The 14434-nt window shown below is 73.3% G+C and carries 15 protein-coding genes; 10 read left to right on the forward strand and 5 right to left on the reverse strand.

Features of this window, described 5'->3' with window-relative positions; translation table 11 throughout:
- Nucleotides 1-187: 187 nt before the first annotated feature.
- From KS423_RS20800 to KS423_RS20815, 4 genes are all read right to left on the reverse strand, one after another.
- On the reverse strand, nt 188-808 hold the full coding sequence (locus KS423_RS20800; RefSeq protein WP_224281073.1) for an ATP/GTP-binding protein: 621 nt from the start codon (nt 806-808) through the stop codon (nt 188-190).
- On the reverse strand, nt 789-1151 hold the full coding sequence (locus KS423_RS20805; RefSeq protein ID WP_224281074.1) for a DUF742 domain-containing protein: 363 nt from the start codon (nt 1149-1151) through the stop codon (nt 789-791). The genes KS423_RS20800 and KS423_RS20805 overlap by 20 nt, the downstream gene beginning before the upstream one ends.
- Nucleotides 1152-1229: 78 nt before the next feature.
- Nucleotides 1230-1616: a roadblock/LC7 domain-containing protein gene (locus KS423_RS20810; protein ID WP_181970384.1), complete on the reverse strand. Its 387-nt coding sequence runs from the start codon at nt 1614-1616 to the stop codon at nt 1230-1232.
- 17 nt (nt 1617-1633) lie between these two features.
- Entirely contained in the window at nt 1634-3316 is a 1683-nt protein-coding gene (locus KS423_RS20815; protein WP_224281075.1) for an ATP-binding protein, read from the reverse strand.
- 434 nt (nt 3317-3750) lie between these two features.
- Here KS423_RS20815 and KS423_RS20820 point away from each other — a divergent pair, with 434 nt between their 5' ends.
- From KS423_RS20820 to KS423_RS20865, 10 genes are all read left to right on the forward strand, one after another.
- On the forward strand, nt 3751-4443 hold the full coding sequence (locus KS423_RS20820) for a Crp/Fnr family transcriptional regulator (RefSeq protein ID WP_224281076.1): 693 nt from the start codon (nt 3751-3753) through the stop codon (nt 4441-4443).
- A gap of 122 nt (nt 4444-4565) precedes the next feature.
- Entirely contained in the window at nt 4566-5501 is a 936-nt protein-coding gene (locus KS423_RS20825; protein WP_224281077.1) for a hypothetical protein, read from the forward strand.
- A complete protein-coding gene (locus KS423_RS20830) occupies nt 5498-7663 on the forward strand; it encodes a hypothetical protein (protein WP_224281078.1) in 2166 nt (721 codons plus the stop codon). Before KS423_RS20825 ends, KS423_RS20830 begins: the two co-directional genes overlap by 4 nt.
- On the forward strand, nt 7660-8613 hold the full coding sequence (locus KS423_RS20835) for a hypothetical protein (protein WP_224281079.1): 954 nt from the start codon (nt 7660-7662) through the stop codon (nt 8611-8613). The genes KS423_RS20830 and KS423_RS20835 overlap by 4 nt, the downstream gene beginning before the upstream one ends.
- A gap of 137 nt (nt 8614-8750) precedes the next feature.
- Nucleotides 8751-9206 (forward strand): Pycsar system effector family protein, encoded by a 456-nt coding sequence (locus tag KS423_RS20840; protein ID WP_224281080.1) that lies wholly within the window; start codon nt 8751-8753, stop codon nt 9204-9206.
- A 129-nt stretch (nt 9207-9335) separates the two neighbouring features.
- The gene (locus KS423_RS20845) at nt 9336-10271 is read left to right on the forward strand and encodes a class I SAM-dependent methyltransferase (RefSeq protein WP_224281081.1); all 936 of its coding nucleotides are present in this window, start codon (nt 9336-9338) and stop codon (nt 10269-10271) included.
- The gene (locus tag KS423_RS20850) at nt 10255-10830 is read left to right on the forward strand and encodes a GNAT family N-acetyltransferase (RefSeq protein WP_224281082.1); all 576 of its coding nucleotides are present in this window, start codon (nt 10255-10257) and stop codon (nt 10828-10830) included. Before KS423_RS20845 ends, KS423_RS20850 begins: the two co-directional genes overlap by 17 nt.
- Nucleotides 10831-10849: 19 nt before the next feature.
- Nucleotides 10850-11314, forward strand: coding sequence for a hypothetical protein (locus KS423_RS20855; protein WP_224281083.1), 465 nt, complete (start codon nt 10850-10852; stop codon nt 11312-11314).
- Between the two features lie 16 nt (nt 11315-11330).
- Nucleotides 11331-12581: a sensor histidine kinase gene (locus tag KS423_RS20860; RefSeq protein WP_224281084.1), complete on the forward strand. Its 1251-nt coding sequence runs from the start codon at nt 11331-11333 to the stop codon at nt 12579-12581.
- The gene (locus KS423_RS20865; RefSeq protein WP_224281085.1) at nt 12578-13186 is read left to right on the forward strand and encodes a response regulator; all 609 of its coding nucleotides are present in this window, start codon (nt 12578-12580) and stop codon (nt 13184-13186) included. Before KS423_RS20860 ends, KS423_RS20865 begins: the two co-directional genes overlap by 4 nt.
- Nucleotides 13187-13277: 91 nt before the next feature.
- Here the strand turns inward: KS423_RS20865 and KS423_RS20870 are convergent, their stop codons facing one another.
- Nucleotides 13278-14222 carry an alpha/beta hydrolase gene (locus tag KS423_RS20870; RefSeq protein WP_224281086.1) on the reverse strand — a complete coding sequence of 315 codons (945 nt, stop codon included), beginning with the start codon at nt 14220-14222 and terminating at the stop codon, nt 13278-13280.
- Nucleotides 14223-14434 lie beyond the last annotated feature (212 nt).

Below are 14434 nucleotides of genomic sequence, written 5' to 3' on the forward strand. Positions count from 1 at the left end.
CGGTCGGGGCGATTCCGCCGGCCGCGTGGGCCGGGCAGCGGGGCGGCGGGACGGTGGCCGGCGCGGGGGAGGGGCCGCCGACGGGGGCGGCGGGTTCGGGGATCGGGGTGGTCACGAGGTCTCCGGTCGCGGGGGGGTCGGTGACGGGCATCGGGCCGGCGGACTGCCGGGTCGACGGGCCGTCGGGTCAGCCGGTGGTGGCCGGGGCGGTCAGTTCGTACAGGTGGTGCATCAGAGCCATCAGGGTGTCCCGGCCGGACTCCCTGCTGCGCGCGTCGCAGGCGACGATCGGCACCTCGGGCGGCAGATCCAGCGCGCCGCGCAGCTCGTCGAGCGGGACGGACGGCGCCCCCGGGAAGCCGTTGACGGCCACCACGAAGGGCACACCGCGCTCCTCCAGCCGCCCGATCACCTCGAAGCTGACCTCCAGCCGGCGGGTGTCCACCAGCACCACCGCGCCCAGGGCGCCCTCGAACAGGCCGTTCCAGAGGAACCAGAACCGCTCCTGGCCGGGGGTGCCGAAGACGTACAGCACGAGCCGGTCGCTGATGCTGATCCGGCCGAAGTCCATGGCCACGGTGGTGGAGGTCTTCTGCTCGACCCCGGTCGGGTCGTCCACCCCGACCCCGGCCTGGGTCATGGTCTCCTCGGTGGTCAGCGGACGGATCTCGCTGACCGCGCCGACCAGCGTCGTCTTGCCGACGCCGAAGCCGCCGACGATCACCACCTTGACCGCCGTGGTGACGGTGTCCGGCAGCAGGTCCGCACCGGCCGGCCCGGCCACCGTGTCAGAGCCGTTGAAGTCCATGGATCACCGCCTCCAACAGGGCACGGTCGGGGAGTTCCGCCGCGGGCACGGCGGAGGTGCGGGCCTCGATCAGCCCGTCGTCGAGCAGGTCCGCCAGCAGGACGGTGACCACGCTGACGGGCAGCTCCAGGTAGGCGGAGACCTCCGCGACCGAGAGCGGGGAACGGCACAGCCGCAGGATGGCGGCGTGCTCCGGCTGGTGGGCGGGCGTCGGCTCCGCGCGGGAGACGATCAGGGTGACCAGGTCGAAGACCCCCGGCCCGGAGGGGCCGCTGCGGCCCCGGGTGATGACGTACAGCCGGTCGGGCTCGGGGCCGTCCCAGCCGCCCTGCTCGGCCGTCATGCCGCCGCCTCACTGTGCTCGTTCATGTGCCCGTACCGCCGTCGGAGCTCGTGGCGGCGGGCCGGGCCGGGTGCCGGTTCACGCGACCGCCTCGGGATTGCGCGGCGGCGTGGACAGGTGCTCGCCGATCCGGGCGACCAGGTCGCGCATCTGGTGGCTCACCAGCCCGGCGTCCACGCCCTCGTCGGCGAGCACCGCCAGGTAGGCACGGTCACCGGCCGCCATCAGGTAGAAGTAGCCGCCGTCCACCTCGATCACCACCAGCCGCATCGAGCCGTCGCCGTGCGGGAACTCGTGACCGATCGCGCCGGCCAGGCTCTGCAGCCCGGCGCAGGCGGCGGCGAGGCGGTCGGCGGTGTCCGGGTCGGTGCCGTACTGGGCGATCCGCAGGCCGTCGGCGGACAGCACGATGACGTGGCGCACGCACGGGACGCTGTGCGCGAGGTCGTTGAGGATCCAGTCCATGTTGCTGCGGTGCGGAATCACTGCTCGCCTTTCCCTGCCGTCTCTTCACTGGTGTGTGCGGCGCTGGTGTGTCCGGCACCCGTCTGCCCGGCGTCCGTGGTGCGTCCGGCGTCGGGGCGTGCGGCGCCTCCCGGTCCGGACGGCCCCGGCCCGGTGCCCTTGATGCCGTCCATGAAGGCCTCCAGCCACAGGCCCGGCTGCTTCGGCTCCTTGGCGGGGCGCGGGGCCTGGGCCGGCGGCCCCGTCAAGGGCCCGGAGGGCTTGGTGGCGGCGCGGGCGGACCCGGCGAAACCGCCCCGCGGCACCATCGGGCGGCTCCGCCGGCGCTGCGGCAGGCCGTTGGGCGTCCACTCGGTCACGATCACCTCGTCGTCTCCGGAGCTCGGGCCGGAGGGGGAGGGCCCCCACGGGCTGGTCGAGCCGTAGGAGGGCCCGACGCCGGCCGAGGTCGTCCGGGTGTCCCAGGGACGGCCCGGGGCCGCGTGCCGGGGCGGGTTCGCCGGCAGCGGCCGGGGGCCGGAGAAGGCGCCGATGCCGTGCGCCCGCCCGGTCGGCGGCGCGGTGGTGAGCAGTTCCTGCGGTACGACCAGCACCGCCCGCACGCCGCCGTACGCGGAGCGGCGCAGAGAGATCTGGAAGCCGTACGCCTGGCAGAGCCGGCCGACGATGGCGAAGCCCAGCCGGGGGGACTCGGTGAGGTCGTCGAAGTCCTTGGAGACCATCGCCTCGCGGATCGAGCGCTCGGCGCGGATCCGGGCCTCGTCGGTGAGGCCGAGGCCGCCGTCCTCGATCTCGATCGCCATCCCGCTCTGCACCTCGGAGGCGCTCAGGTGCACGTGGGTGTGCGGCGGGGAGTAGCGGGTGGCGTTGTCGAGCAGTTCGGAGACGGCGTGGATCAGGGGCTCGACGGCCGGTCCGGTGACCGAGATCTGGGCCACCGGGTGCAGGTCCACCCGCTGGTACTCCAGGATCCGGGACATGCCGCCGCGCAGCACGCTGTAGAGCGCGATCGGACGGGTCCACTGACGGCCGGGGCGGGCGCCGGACAGGACGGCGATGCTGTCGGCCAGGCGGCCGGTCAGCGCGTTGCCGTGGTCCAGGCGCAGCAGGTCGTCGAAGACCGCCGGGTCGTTGCCGTGCCGGTCCTCCATCTCCCGCAGGTCCTTGGCCTGCCGGTGGATGATGGCCTGTACCCGGCGGGCGATGTTGGTGAAGGCCCGCTCGGCCGAGTCGCGTCGGCTGACCTCGTCGTCGACGGCTTTGGCGACGCCCTCGACGACGGCCACCAGGGACCGGCGGAACCTCGGCGAGACGGGTGCGTCGCCGTCCTCCAGCGGGCGGGTCAGGACGTCGAAGGAGTACCCGTACCGGGCCCCGGCGACCACCCTGCGCATCTCGACCCGGGCGAGCCGGTCCAGCTCGTCCTCCTGCCCGGCCAGCCGGCGCTGCAAATCCTCCACCTGCCGGGCGTGCCGGTCGCGGGACTCACTCAGCGCCCGCCCCCGGCGGGCCGACTCGGCGGCCACCACGGCCACCAGCACGGTGCCCGTCGCCCCGCACCACAGCACCCCGACCCGGGCCCCGGTGTCCACCACCGCCGCGGCGACCGCCACGGCCGCCGCCATCACGGCCGTCGGCAACAACCAGCCGAGCAGGGGTTCTCGGCGCCGTCTGGCGAGTGACGATCCAGCTCGAAGCATTCAGCATCCTCAAACGATCGGAACAGTACGGGGACAGGCGGGGACCGGCTCCGGAGGCGTGGTGGTGCAGCATAGCCAAGTTCCGGACATCCTGACCTAAAGTCAAAAATACCGTCCCGTAACCGACTTGTCGCAAACTGCCGGACAACCCCGACATCTCGCACACCAGTCGCAGCCAGGAACGGCCTCCGCCCTCCCACCAGGCTTCTCGCCTCACCGCCCGCGCGCCGCCGACCCGCTCCGGATTCGCTCATGCGAAGGGTTTCCTCCCCAAGTCCCCCAAGCTCGCGCCGAGTTCGTGCTAGGGCGATGGGTGCGGTCAATCGGGCGCCTGACAGTCACCCGGAAGGGGATTCGCGGTCGGGCCTGGCGAGCCGCGCCCCCGAGGCCCCGATTCCGCTGCGGCCGCGAGCCGCGGCTCCTAGGGTCGTCGCATGAACGATCGCGGCAGCAGCACCCCCGGTCCGCTGGGCCGGACCCTGCGCCACCTCATGGGCGACGCCGTCTGGACGGGCATGCTGGAGGAGGCGTTCGAGCGCAGGCACCCGATCGGCACCACCCTGCTGCGCCAGGGCGAACCGGGCACCCACGTCCTCGCCCTGCTGGCCGGAGTCGCCAAGGTGAGCCGGCAGGAACGCAACGGGGACGTCCGGCTGCTGGCCTTCCGCGGCCCGGGCGAACTCCTCGGGGAGGTCGCCGTCCTGGACGACGGCGTTCGCTCGGCGAGCGTCCAGACGATCTCGGACTGCACGGTCGCGGTCCTCGGCAAGGCCGTCTTCCTGCGCTTCGTCGCCGAGCGCGAACTGTTCCCCGTCATGGTCCGCTACGCCATGGGGCGGCTGCGGGAATCGGACCTGGCCCGCACCGGCGGCGACGTCGCACCCCGACTGGCGGCCGCCCTGGTCGCTCTCGCCGACCTCTCCGCGGGCACCGCACCGGCGACCGGCCACCGGATCGAACTCGCCCTGACCCGGGACGAACTGGCCCAGCACCTCGGCGTCTCCCGCAACACCGTCACCGCCGCCCTCACCGCACTGGCCGCCCACCACGTCGAGTCCGGCCGGAAGTCCATCGCCCTCGGCGACCTCCCCGCACTCCGCCGCGCGGCCGCACGCCTCCACACCTGACGGCCGTCGACTCCTCGTGTGACCTCCGTCACCGATCTTCCGCACTGAGTGAGCACACGGCACGACGCCGTGTCGCGAAGCTTGATGGCGCAAGGTCAGCACGAGAACAACGAGGAGCAGAGATGACGGAGTCCGACCAGCCGATGCCCGAGGCCAGCGCCCTGCCGTACAGCCGCAGCAGGCACCTCCCGCCGTACCGGGGCATCGTCGCCGTGGACGCAAAGGACTTCACCGGGTACCCGGCGATCGAGCACGGCGTGATCAGCAAGGCCGTCCCGCAGGTGCTCCAGTGGTCCTTCGAGCGGGCCGGACTGGCCGAGGTCTGGCAGGACCGGCGGTTCCCCAACTCGACCGGCGACGGGTACGTGTTCGGATTCGACCCGGCCTGGATGCCCTTCCTGATCCACCCCTGGCTGAACACCCTCCAGGATGTCCTCACGGAGTTCAACGTGCACTCGGTCGGGACGGTGCGCATCCGGCTGCGGGTCAGCCTCAACATCGGCCCGCTCCCGGACGCGGGCGGCGAGTTCGACGGCAACGGCACCCCGCGCAACGACACCCACCGGCTGCTCGACTCCCGCCCGGTGAAGGCCATGCTGGCGGCCTCCAACGAAAGCATCACCCACGTGGCCGCCATCCTGTCCGACCGGTGCTACCAGGACGCGGTGGCCGGCGGCTTCACCGGGCGCCACCCCGACCACTTCATCGAGGTGCCGGCGACCGTCGAGGGCAAGCGCTTCGACCAGCAGGCGTGGCTGTACGTGCCCGCGCCGTCGGGGAACCTGTACGACCGCAGGATCCTCGGCGACGTCGTGGTGGAGGAGCCGAAGGGGCAGGACGACCGGAAGAGGGACCGGCCGGCGGAGGGGCGTCGGGCGCCGAGGACGGTCGTGACGCAGCGTGGCGACGGCAGCAACCTGAACAGCGGCACGGTGCACGGCGGTCAGAGCGTCACCAACGTGCGAGGCGACTCGTACGGAGGCTTCGGTGGCGACTTCGTTCGGGGCGACAAGAGCGGGGACACCGTCCACGGCGACAAGAACGAGCACCACCGGTGAGCCCCAACGAGCGCCGGGCCATCGAAGGGCCGTCCGGCGCGCCGGACGACCTCGACCTGGACGACCTCGAAGGCGACTTCGCGGACCGAATCGCCGCCTGGGGAGCGGGCCGTGGGCAGTTCATCTTCGCGCCGGGCGGCAACATCAACACCGGCTCGGTGCACGGCGGCCAGCGCGTCGAGAACGGCGGCGCCGCGGCTGCCCCGGGTGGCGGCGAGCGGGTGGAGGCGCAGGACGGCCCCATCTCCCCGATGGAGATCCTGGCTGCTCAGGCCGGATTCGCGGAGCCGGACTCTTTCCCCGAGGGACTGAGGGCGCTCGGCACCCGCCTGCTCTTCCTTGCCGGTGAACCCGACACGGGGCGTCGCACCACGGCCCTCAACCTGCTGTTCGAGTCCAGCGGAAACAGCGTGGCCCTGCGCGCACTCGACAGCGACTCGGACCTTTCCTCCTGGCGGCCCACCCACAGTGAGGCTAGCGGGTACCTGGTGCACGGACTGTCGCCCACGGTCCCGCTCGGCCCCACGGCGATCGCCAAGCTGCGCGTCCGCTTGGAGAAGGCCAACGCCTGCATGGTGGTGCTGTTGCCGCACGATCCGAGTGTGCTCCGCCGTCTCATCCGTGAGATGGACATCAGCCCGGTGCGCTACGTGCCTCCGTCGCCTCGTGCGGTCTTCGACGCGCGACTGGAGGCCGTACTGCCTGACGATGGGCTACGCCGGGACCTGCTGGATCGGCTGGGGCCGGACCTTGACGAGCTGCTGGCGCCCCAGCTGGTGCCGGCCCAGGTCGCCGAGCTCGTCGACGAGGTGACTCGGGCCCGCGAGGACGACTCTGAACTGGCCGACCTCGGCCAGCGACTCAGCTTCCTTGCAGAGACAGAGGTCCCGGACCTCGTGAAGGAGCTCCGCGAGGACCCGGACGCGCTGGCTTTCCTGCTGGTGACGAGTGTCCTGGAAGGGCTCGACCACCGGATCATCCGGGATGAGACCGACCGGCTGCTCAAACTCGCTGACGGCCGACTGGACGCGGTACTGCGGGCTGGCGCGGAGGGGCAGGGGGAGCAGAGCCGGCTTGAGCGCGGCGAGTCGCCGCAGCCGAATCCCCGGTTCGTCTTCCGGCGGTCGCTGGACGACTTGTTGGCAGCCATTCGGGCCGAGTGTGCGCCCGGTGAGACGCGGAGGACCTCAGGCTACGCCTACACGGTGGATCCGATCCGCTTCAAACGGCACCGGCAGGCGGAGACGGTGCTGCGGCACGTATGGCGGCAGTACAGAGAGGTGTCGAGTCTTTTGACCGAGTGGATCAACACGGCCCCTGCTGCCGAATTCGACCTGACTGAACCGATGGGTCGTGCGGTGGGGATGGCTGCGGGTTGGAGCGGTGCCCGTCGGGCATTGACCCATATTCGCAATCTGGCTCGATCCGAATATGCGCAGAGCCGGAATATCGCCGCGCACGCGCTGGGGATCGCGGCCCAAGACCCAATCCTCATCGGCGAGGTGAAGTACCGCCTCAACAGCTGGAGCTTCAAGGGTGGTTGGCAACTTCGGTCGACCGTGGCCGGGGCCTGCGGTGGAGACTTCGGAGCAGCCCGGCCGGAATTCGCGCTCTCACTGCTTCAGCATTGCTTCCGCGGGGAGGACGGGGAGGAGGGCGCGGTTGCCACGATGGTTCGCTGGTCACTGCAGAGCCTGTTTGTGGGCGGAAACCAGACGGCCGTATTCCGGAAGCTCATGGAGTGGGTGGATCGGCCGGGGCGTGACACCGAGCTCGCGCTCACGACGTTCCCAGGTCTGCTCTATGACCCGTTCTGGTTCCAGCAACAGTTGGGCCCCGGCGGCGAATTCGGTGATGGCGTAATTATGTTCGTCAGAAGGTCCCTAAACGAGAACAGCCTGTTCACCGATACCGGTGACAAGCTGCTCGGTTGGTGTCACCAGGCGGTCTGCGACGAACCGCTCCGCGAGGCCATGGAAACGCTGCTCACGGCGCTCGCCCGGGAGATGCGTTCTGGCGAACTGAGGCTGATGGTCGAGATCGACCGCAGCGACAACCCCGACCTGGTCGGCCGCGACATCGCCCAGCACGCCCTGGAGGCCTGGCGGCGTGGCGAGCCGCAGTCGTACCGCTCCGCCCTTGCCTTCGGAGGACCCCGATGACCGTCGAGAACGACCCGCCCGTCTACACCCAGGCCACCCGAGCCCCCTGGCGTGAGATCCTCTGGCACCGCTGGTCCGGACGGCGCGACCGGGCCCTGGTCCTGCGGGACCGGGCCGGGATGTACCACCGGCTGGGGGAGAGCCGTACGAGACCGGCTGACGTGGGGGAGCAAGGCGGATCCGCCGCGCGGCTGGGACTGCGCGGGTTCGACCGGGCGTACCTGGTGGAGCTGGACGAGCGGCCGGGCGTCCGGGCAGTGCGTCTCCCCACCCCGTACGGTACGGAATCGGTGGAGGTGCACGTCCTGTGGTGGGTCCAGGATGCCGCGCAGGCCGTTCGGACCCGGACCAGCCGGGGCTGGCTGCCGGTCCGAAAGGACCTCGAAGGCCGCCTGCGCCAGCTCAACGACCAGTTCGCCGCCGCACAGACCAGGCTGGGCCCCGATGAACTGGTGCAGTACCTTGCGGCGCCGTACGCGCTGCCCCACTTCGGCCTGGGCTATCGCGTCACGGATGTCTTCGCCCGTGAGCACGGCAACGAACTGAGGCTCGGAGAGCCCGACGCGATGGACGTGCCCTTCGACTGGACGGCCAAGAGCCAGGAGGAGTACGCCTTCTGCCGACGGGCCGTCCAGGACGGCCCGCTCGCGCTCGCCGGGCTCTGGCTCGCCAGGAAGCCCGACGAGGTGCGCGACGTCCTGGACTGGGTGGTCATCCACGCCGACCTGCTCCGCGGCGAGACCACCTGGCAGGACCAGATGGCAGGCATGCTGGGCAAGCTGACGACGCAGGAGCAGGAGGAGATCTCCAAGGTGCTGCGCGACCGTCTGGTGTCCCTCGGACGGCAGGTCCCCGGTCCGGCCCCGCAGGCCCCTGGGCCGGACTTCGTCAAGATTCGCCCGCACGTCAACGGCTGGGCCGGCGGCGTACCGAACGGGAGCCCGCGGTGACGGGGGCGCGCGTGCACCGACAGCCGCGTCGGCGCATGGCCGCCGGGCCCCGCCGGCGCTCCGTGGGAAGGAGCCGCAGGCCCACCGGGCCGACAGCAGTGTCCAGCCCGTCCTCCGTGTCGGCGATGGAGCGCCTGATGGCGGCCAACAGCGCCGAGCTCGTCCGGGCCGACACCAAGGCCGCCGTGTTCCTGGCGTTCACCGGTGCGGTGCTCGCCACCTTCGTCCCCCTGGACGGCGGCGCCGGTCCCGGCTCCCTGGCCTGGGCCGTACCGCTCCTGCGGTGGAGCGCCGTGGCCAGCGCCCTGCTGGCCGTCGGCTGCTTCGCCTCCGCGCTCGTGCCGCGCCACCGCAAGGGGCGGAGGGGTGGCGTGGCCGGCCCGGGGTACTTCGGGCACATCACCCCGGGCGCGGGCCCCGAGCGGCTGCACCGCGCCTTCGAGCGGGCCGGGCACGATCCGACGGGGCCGCTGCTCTCTGCGCTGGCCGGCACCAGCGCGATCATCCGCGCGAAGTACCGCTGGATCGAGACCGGCACCGCCCTGCTCCTGCTGGCGCTTCCCCAGTTCGCGCTCACCCTCCGACCGCTGTGACGGCGGGTCGCTGACGGGCCCCGGCCGCACCACGGCCGGGGCCGGTGGCGCAACCGAAGGCAACAAATGTTGCGTGAATGCGCAATGGATGTTGACGATCTCCTCCGCGAGTCCGTACAGTGCCTGGCCATGGACACGAGTGATCTTGGTCGGCGGGTGGCGGAGGATGTGGCCGATGGGGGCGGAGTGGAGGGGTTGCGGCGGCTGTCGGGCGTGATCGAGGCGCTGGAGGAGCGGCGGACGGGGCTGGTGGAGGAGCTGCGGCGCGGGCGGGAGGCGACCTGGGAGGAGATCGGGCGGGCCTGCGGGATGACGCGGCAGGGGGCGACCAGGCGGTGGGCCGGGCGGCTGCGGGCGCGGTCGTTCGGGGCGGCGGCGGAGGCTTACCAGCACGGCCGGCCGGGCTATCCGCAGGCGCTGATCGGTTCGGCGGTGCCGCGGGAGGCCCGGAGGGTGCTCGATCTGGGCGCCGGGACGGGCAAGTTGACCGGGCTGCTGGCCGGGGCGGGCCTGGACGTGGTGGCGGTCGAGCCCGACGAGGGGATGCGGGCGCAGCTGGCCGCGGCGGTGCCGAAGGCGGCGGTCCGGGCCGGCTCGGCCGAGCGCATCCCGCTGCCGGACGGCAGTGTGGACGCCGTGGTGGTGGCGCAGGCCTGGCACTGGTTCGACCCGGCGGTCGCGGTGCCGGAGATCGCCCGGGTGCTCGCCCCCGGCGGGACGCTCGCGCTGGTGTGGAACGTCCGGGACGAGTCCGAGCCGTGGGCCGCCGCGCTCGGCGTGCTGATGCACCGTTCGGCGCGGCAGCGGATCGACACCCGGCCGGTCCTGCCGGCGCCGTTCGGCCCGCCCGAGCGGTTGGAGATCCGCTGGGAGCACGTCACCACCCGGGCCGGGATCGTCGACATGGTCGCCTCGCGCAGCTATGTGATCGCGCTGCCGGAGGACGAGCGGGTCCGTCTGCTGGCCGACGTCGAGCAACTGCTGGCCACCCACCCGGACCTGGCCGGCCGGGAGGAGATCGCTCTGCCGTACGTGACGAGGTGCACCCGTGTCAGCCTCGGCTGAGCGCGGCCGGCGTCCCGTGGAGCTGCGCCGCCTCCGCAGCGCGGACGCCGAACCGTACCGGGCCTTCCGGCTGGCGGCGCTGCGCGAGACACCGACCGCCTTCACCTCCAGCCACGCCGAGGAGGCCGGCAAGCCGCTGTCCGCGACGCTGCGCCGGCTGGCCGAGGCCGAGGACGGGCCGGGCGCGCTGATCGGCGCCTTCGACGGCACCGGCGCGCTGGTCGGCACCGCCGGGCTGAGGGTGCCGCCGCGCGGCCAGGAGCGGCACAAGGGCACGCTGTACGGCATGGCGGTGGCCCGCAGCGCCGCCGGCCGCGGGATCGGCCGCGCCCTGGTGGACGAGGTGCTGCACACGGCAGCGCAGGACGGGCGGCTGCGGCAGGTGCTGCTGACCGTCTCGGAGGGCAACGAGCCGGCCCTGCGGCTCTACACCGTCTGCGGCTTCGAGGTGTGGGGGCGGGAGCCGAGGGCCGTCCTGGTCGACGGGCGGGCGGTCGCGAAGCTGCACATGGTGCGCCTGCTGGACGCGGAGCCGCCGGCGGGGGCCCGGCGACGCTGACAATTGTCACGGTGGGCCGGTGCGCGAACACACTGCCCCGTGCACCGGGCCGGCCACCAGCATGGACGCCATGACCTCCACCGACCCGCAGCACCCCGACACCCGTCGGGCCTTCCGCACCGTGAGGCGGCTCGTGCTCGCCTACCTCGGCCTCAGCGTCGTCACGCTGGCGGCAGCCATCGCCCTCCGCGACCACCACACGGTGGTCAACCCGGCGGTCCTGGTCCGCGGCACCATCGTCGTGGCCAGTGCCGCCCTCACCCTCCTGCTGACCGTCCGGGCCGCCAACGGCTCCCGGAGCGCCTTCCGGCGGCTGCGGATCCTCTCGGCCGTGATGCTCGTCGCCATCGCCACGATCATCGCCCTGCCGGGGACCTTCCCGGTGTGGATGAAGGTCGAGCAGGGCGTCTGCGGGCTCGCCCTGCTGGGCGTGGCCGCGGTGGTCAACGGGCGGCACCTGCGTAGCCTGTTCGCCAGGCTCTGAGGAGGGGGACCCAGGGATGACCGATCTCGACATCGATCGCGAGCACGATCGCGACCTCGACATCGATCGCGACCGCGAGCGCGCGGGCGAAGAGCGCGCGACCACCGCCCTCGGCCGTGAGCGCGTGCCGAGCCCCGTCCCGTACTGGGGGCGGGGCTGGCGGCGCCTCCTGCTGGGCAGCGGGATGTTGGTCTTCCCCGGGCTCACCGCCGTGGCCGTGGGCGGCACCGTCTCCGGCGCGGCCGCGGTGGCCGGGTACGCCGTGGTCGCCGCGTTCTGCCTCTGCTACGCGCTGCTGGTCCTCGCCCTCGGGCGGGGCCGACGGCGCTGGATGGCGCCGCTGTTGGCGGTGATGACGGCGCTGTTCCTGGCCGCGCTGCCGTTCGCCCACGAGGGTGCCTTCTTCCTCGCCACCGTGGTCGTCTCCGCGATCGCGATCCAGTGGCGCGAGCAGGCCGCCCGGGCGGTGGCGGCCGGGGCGGTGGCCGCGCTGGTGGTGCCCTGGGCGGTGCGCCCCTGGCACACCGGGCCCGGCGGATTCCAGGCCCTGGCCCTGCTGTTCACCTCCCTCACCTGCGGCGCCTTCGCCGAGATCGCTGCCACCAACAACGCCCTGGTCGCCGCCCGGGCCGAGGTGGCGCGGCTCGCCTCGGAGGCCGAGCGCAACCGGATCGCCCGGGACCTGCACGACCTGCTGGGGCACTCGCTCACCGCGATCACCGTCAAGTCCCGCCTCGCCCAGCGGCTCGCGGGCTTGGACCTGGACCAGGCGGTGGCGGAGATGGCCGCCGTGGAGACGCTGTCCCGCCAGGCGCTGTCCGACGTCCGCACCGCCGTCACCGGCTACCGCGAGGTGACCCTGGCCGGCGAACTCGCCCGCGGACGCGAACTGCTGCGCGCCGCCGGGGTGGTGGCCGACCTTCCGACGGCGGCGGACACGGTCGCGCCGGGGGAGCGCGAGCTGTTCGGCTGGGTGCTGCGCGAGGGGATCACCAACGTGGTCCGGCACTCCCGGGCCGACCGCTGCTCGGTGCTGCTCACCGCCACCTCGATGGAGATCCGCGACGACGGCACCGGGGGCGGAAACGGATTGGGCGTCACGGTCGACGGCAAGGGCCTGACCGGACTGCGGGAACGGGTCGCCGCGGCGGGCGGTACGGTCGAGGCCGGCCCGCTGGACCCGCGCGGCTGGCGGCTGGCGGTCACCGTCCCGTCGGGCGGTCCGCACCCCGGCGGGCCCGCCTCCGGCCACGAAGGGACGACATGACGATCCGCCTGCTGCTCGCCGAGGACCAGGAACTGGTCCGCACCGCGCTGCGCACCCTGCTCGACCTGGAGGACGACTTCGCGGTGGTCGCCGCCGTCGGCCGCGGCGACCAGGTCGTGGAGGCGGCCCGGGAGCACCGGCCGGACATCGCCCTGCTCGACATCGAGATGCCCGGACTGGACGGCCTGGCGGCAGCCGCCGTGCTGGCCCAGCAGGCGCCGTGGTGCCGGGTGGTCATCCTCACCACCTTCGGCCGCGCGGGCTACCTGCGCCGCGCCATGGAGGCGGGCGCGGTCGGGTTCGTGGTCAAGGACGCTCCGGCCGAGGTGCTGGCCGACGCGATCCGCCGGGTCGCGGCGGGGGAGCGGGTGGTGGACCCGGAACTGGCCGCCGCCACCCTCGCGGCGGGCGCCTCCCCGCTCACCGCCCGCGAACGCGACGTGCTGAACGCCTCCCGCCCGGGTGCCGGCGTGGCCGAGATCGCCGCCAAGCTCTACCTGTCCGAGGGAACGGTCCGCAACTACTTCTCCTCCGCCATCGCCAAGACCGGCACCCGCAACCGCACCGAGGCCCTGCGGGTCGCCGACGAGCGCGGCTGGCTCTGACCGGTCGGGCGGGTCGGCGTCCGGGCGGACCCGAGCGGCGCCGGACCGGCCGAGGACGGGCCTGCCCCGTGACTGCCGGTCCGAGCCCGGCTCACCGTTGGAGGATGCGCCGCAGCCAGCGGGTGCGGGCGTCGTGGGCGTCCCGGGCGATGGCGGCGTGCGGGGCGAGGGTGTCGAAACCGTGGCAGGCGCCAGGCCACACGTGCAGTTCGGCCTCGCCGCCCGCCTGCCAGATCGCGTTGGCGTAGGCGACGGCCTCGTCCCGGAACGTCTCGGCGGACCCGGCCTCGACGTACGCCGCGGGCAGCCGGGACAGGTCGGTGGCGCGGGCCGGAGCGGCGTACGGCGAGAGGTCGGCGGCGCCGTACCGGTGGCCGAGCAGGGCCTGCCAGGCGGTGGCGTTGGAGGTGCGGTGCCAGGTGTCGTGGCCGGCCATCTGGTGGCTGGAGAAGGTGTCGCCGCGGTCGTCGAGCATCGGGCTCAGCAGCAGCTGGCCGACCGGCGCCGGACCACCCCGGTCGCGGGTCAGCAGGGCCAGCGCCGCGGCGAGCCCGCCGCCGGCGCTCTTGCCGCCGATGACCACGCGCCGCGCGTCCACGCCCAGCGCACCCGCGTGCTCGGCCGCCCAGACGAGTCCGGCGTAACAGGCCTCGACGGCTCCGGGGAAGCGGGTGCGCGGTGCCAGCGGGTACTCGACGGACACGACCGCCAACCCCAGGGGCAGCGCCCACCCGCGCAGCAACCGTGGCAGGACGGACCACGCGTTGCCCGTCACCATCCCGCCGCCGTGCAGGTAGTAGAGCAGCGGCAGCTCCTCGCGAACCCCGGCCGGCCGTGCGCTGACGAGCGTGACGTCGTCCCCGCCGTCGGCCCGCGGCACGCGCAGCTCCGTCACCTCGAACCGGCCGTCATCGCGCAACCGGTCGAGCGTCGGGCGGGGCCGGTCAGCGGCGTCCCGCTCCTGCCATGCCGCCAGGCACTCCGGGGTGAGCACCTGCCGCGCCCGCTCCCCAGCGGCCGCGACCGCAGCCCGCACCTGCGGATCCAGAGGAGGCACGCGCCGAGCCGCCGGTCCATCCACCACGAGTACCCCCCCTCGCCGAGGGGCGCCCGGCGGCGCCCCGACCAGCACAGCTTGCCAGCCCCACCCGCGCCGACGCGCAGCGCCCCCGAGCCGCCCGAGGGGAACAGCTCCGCCGCCCCGCCGACGCCGGCCCCGCCATCGCCGAGCTGCTCGCCACCCTCCTG

The sequence above is a fragment of the Streptomyces sp. LS1784 genome, assembly GCF_020103755.1.
GTDB lineage: Bacteria > Actinomycetota > Actinomycetes > Streptomycetales > Streptomycetaceae > Kitasatospora.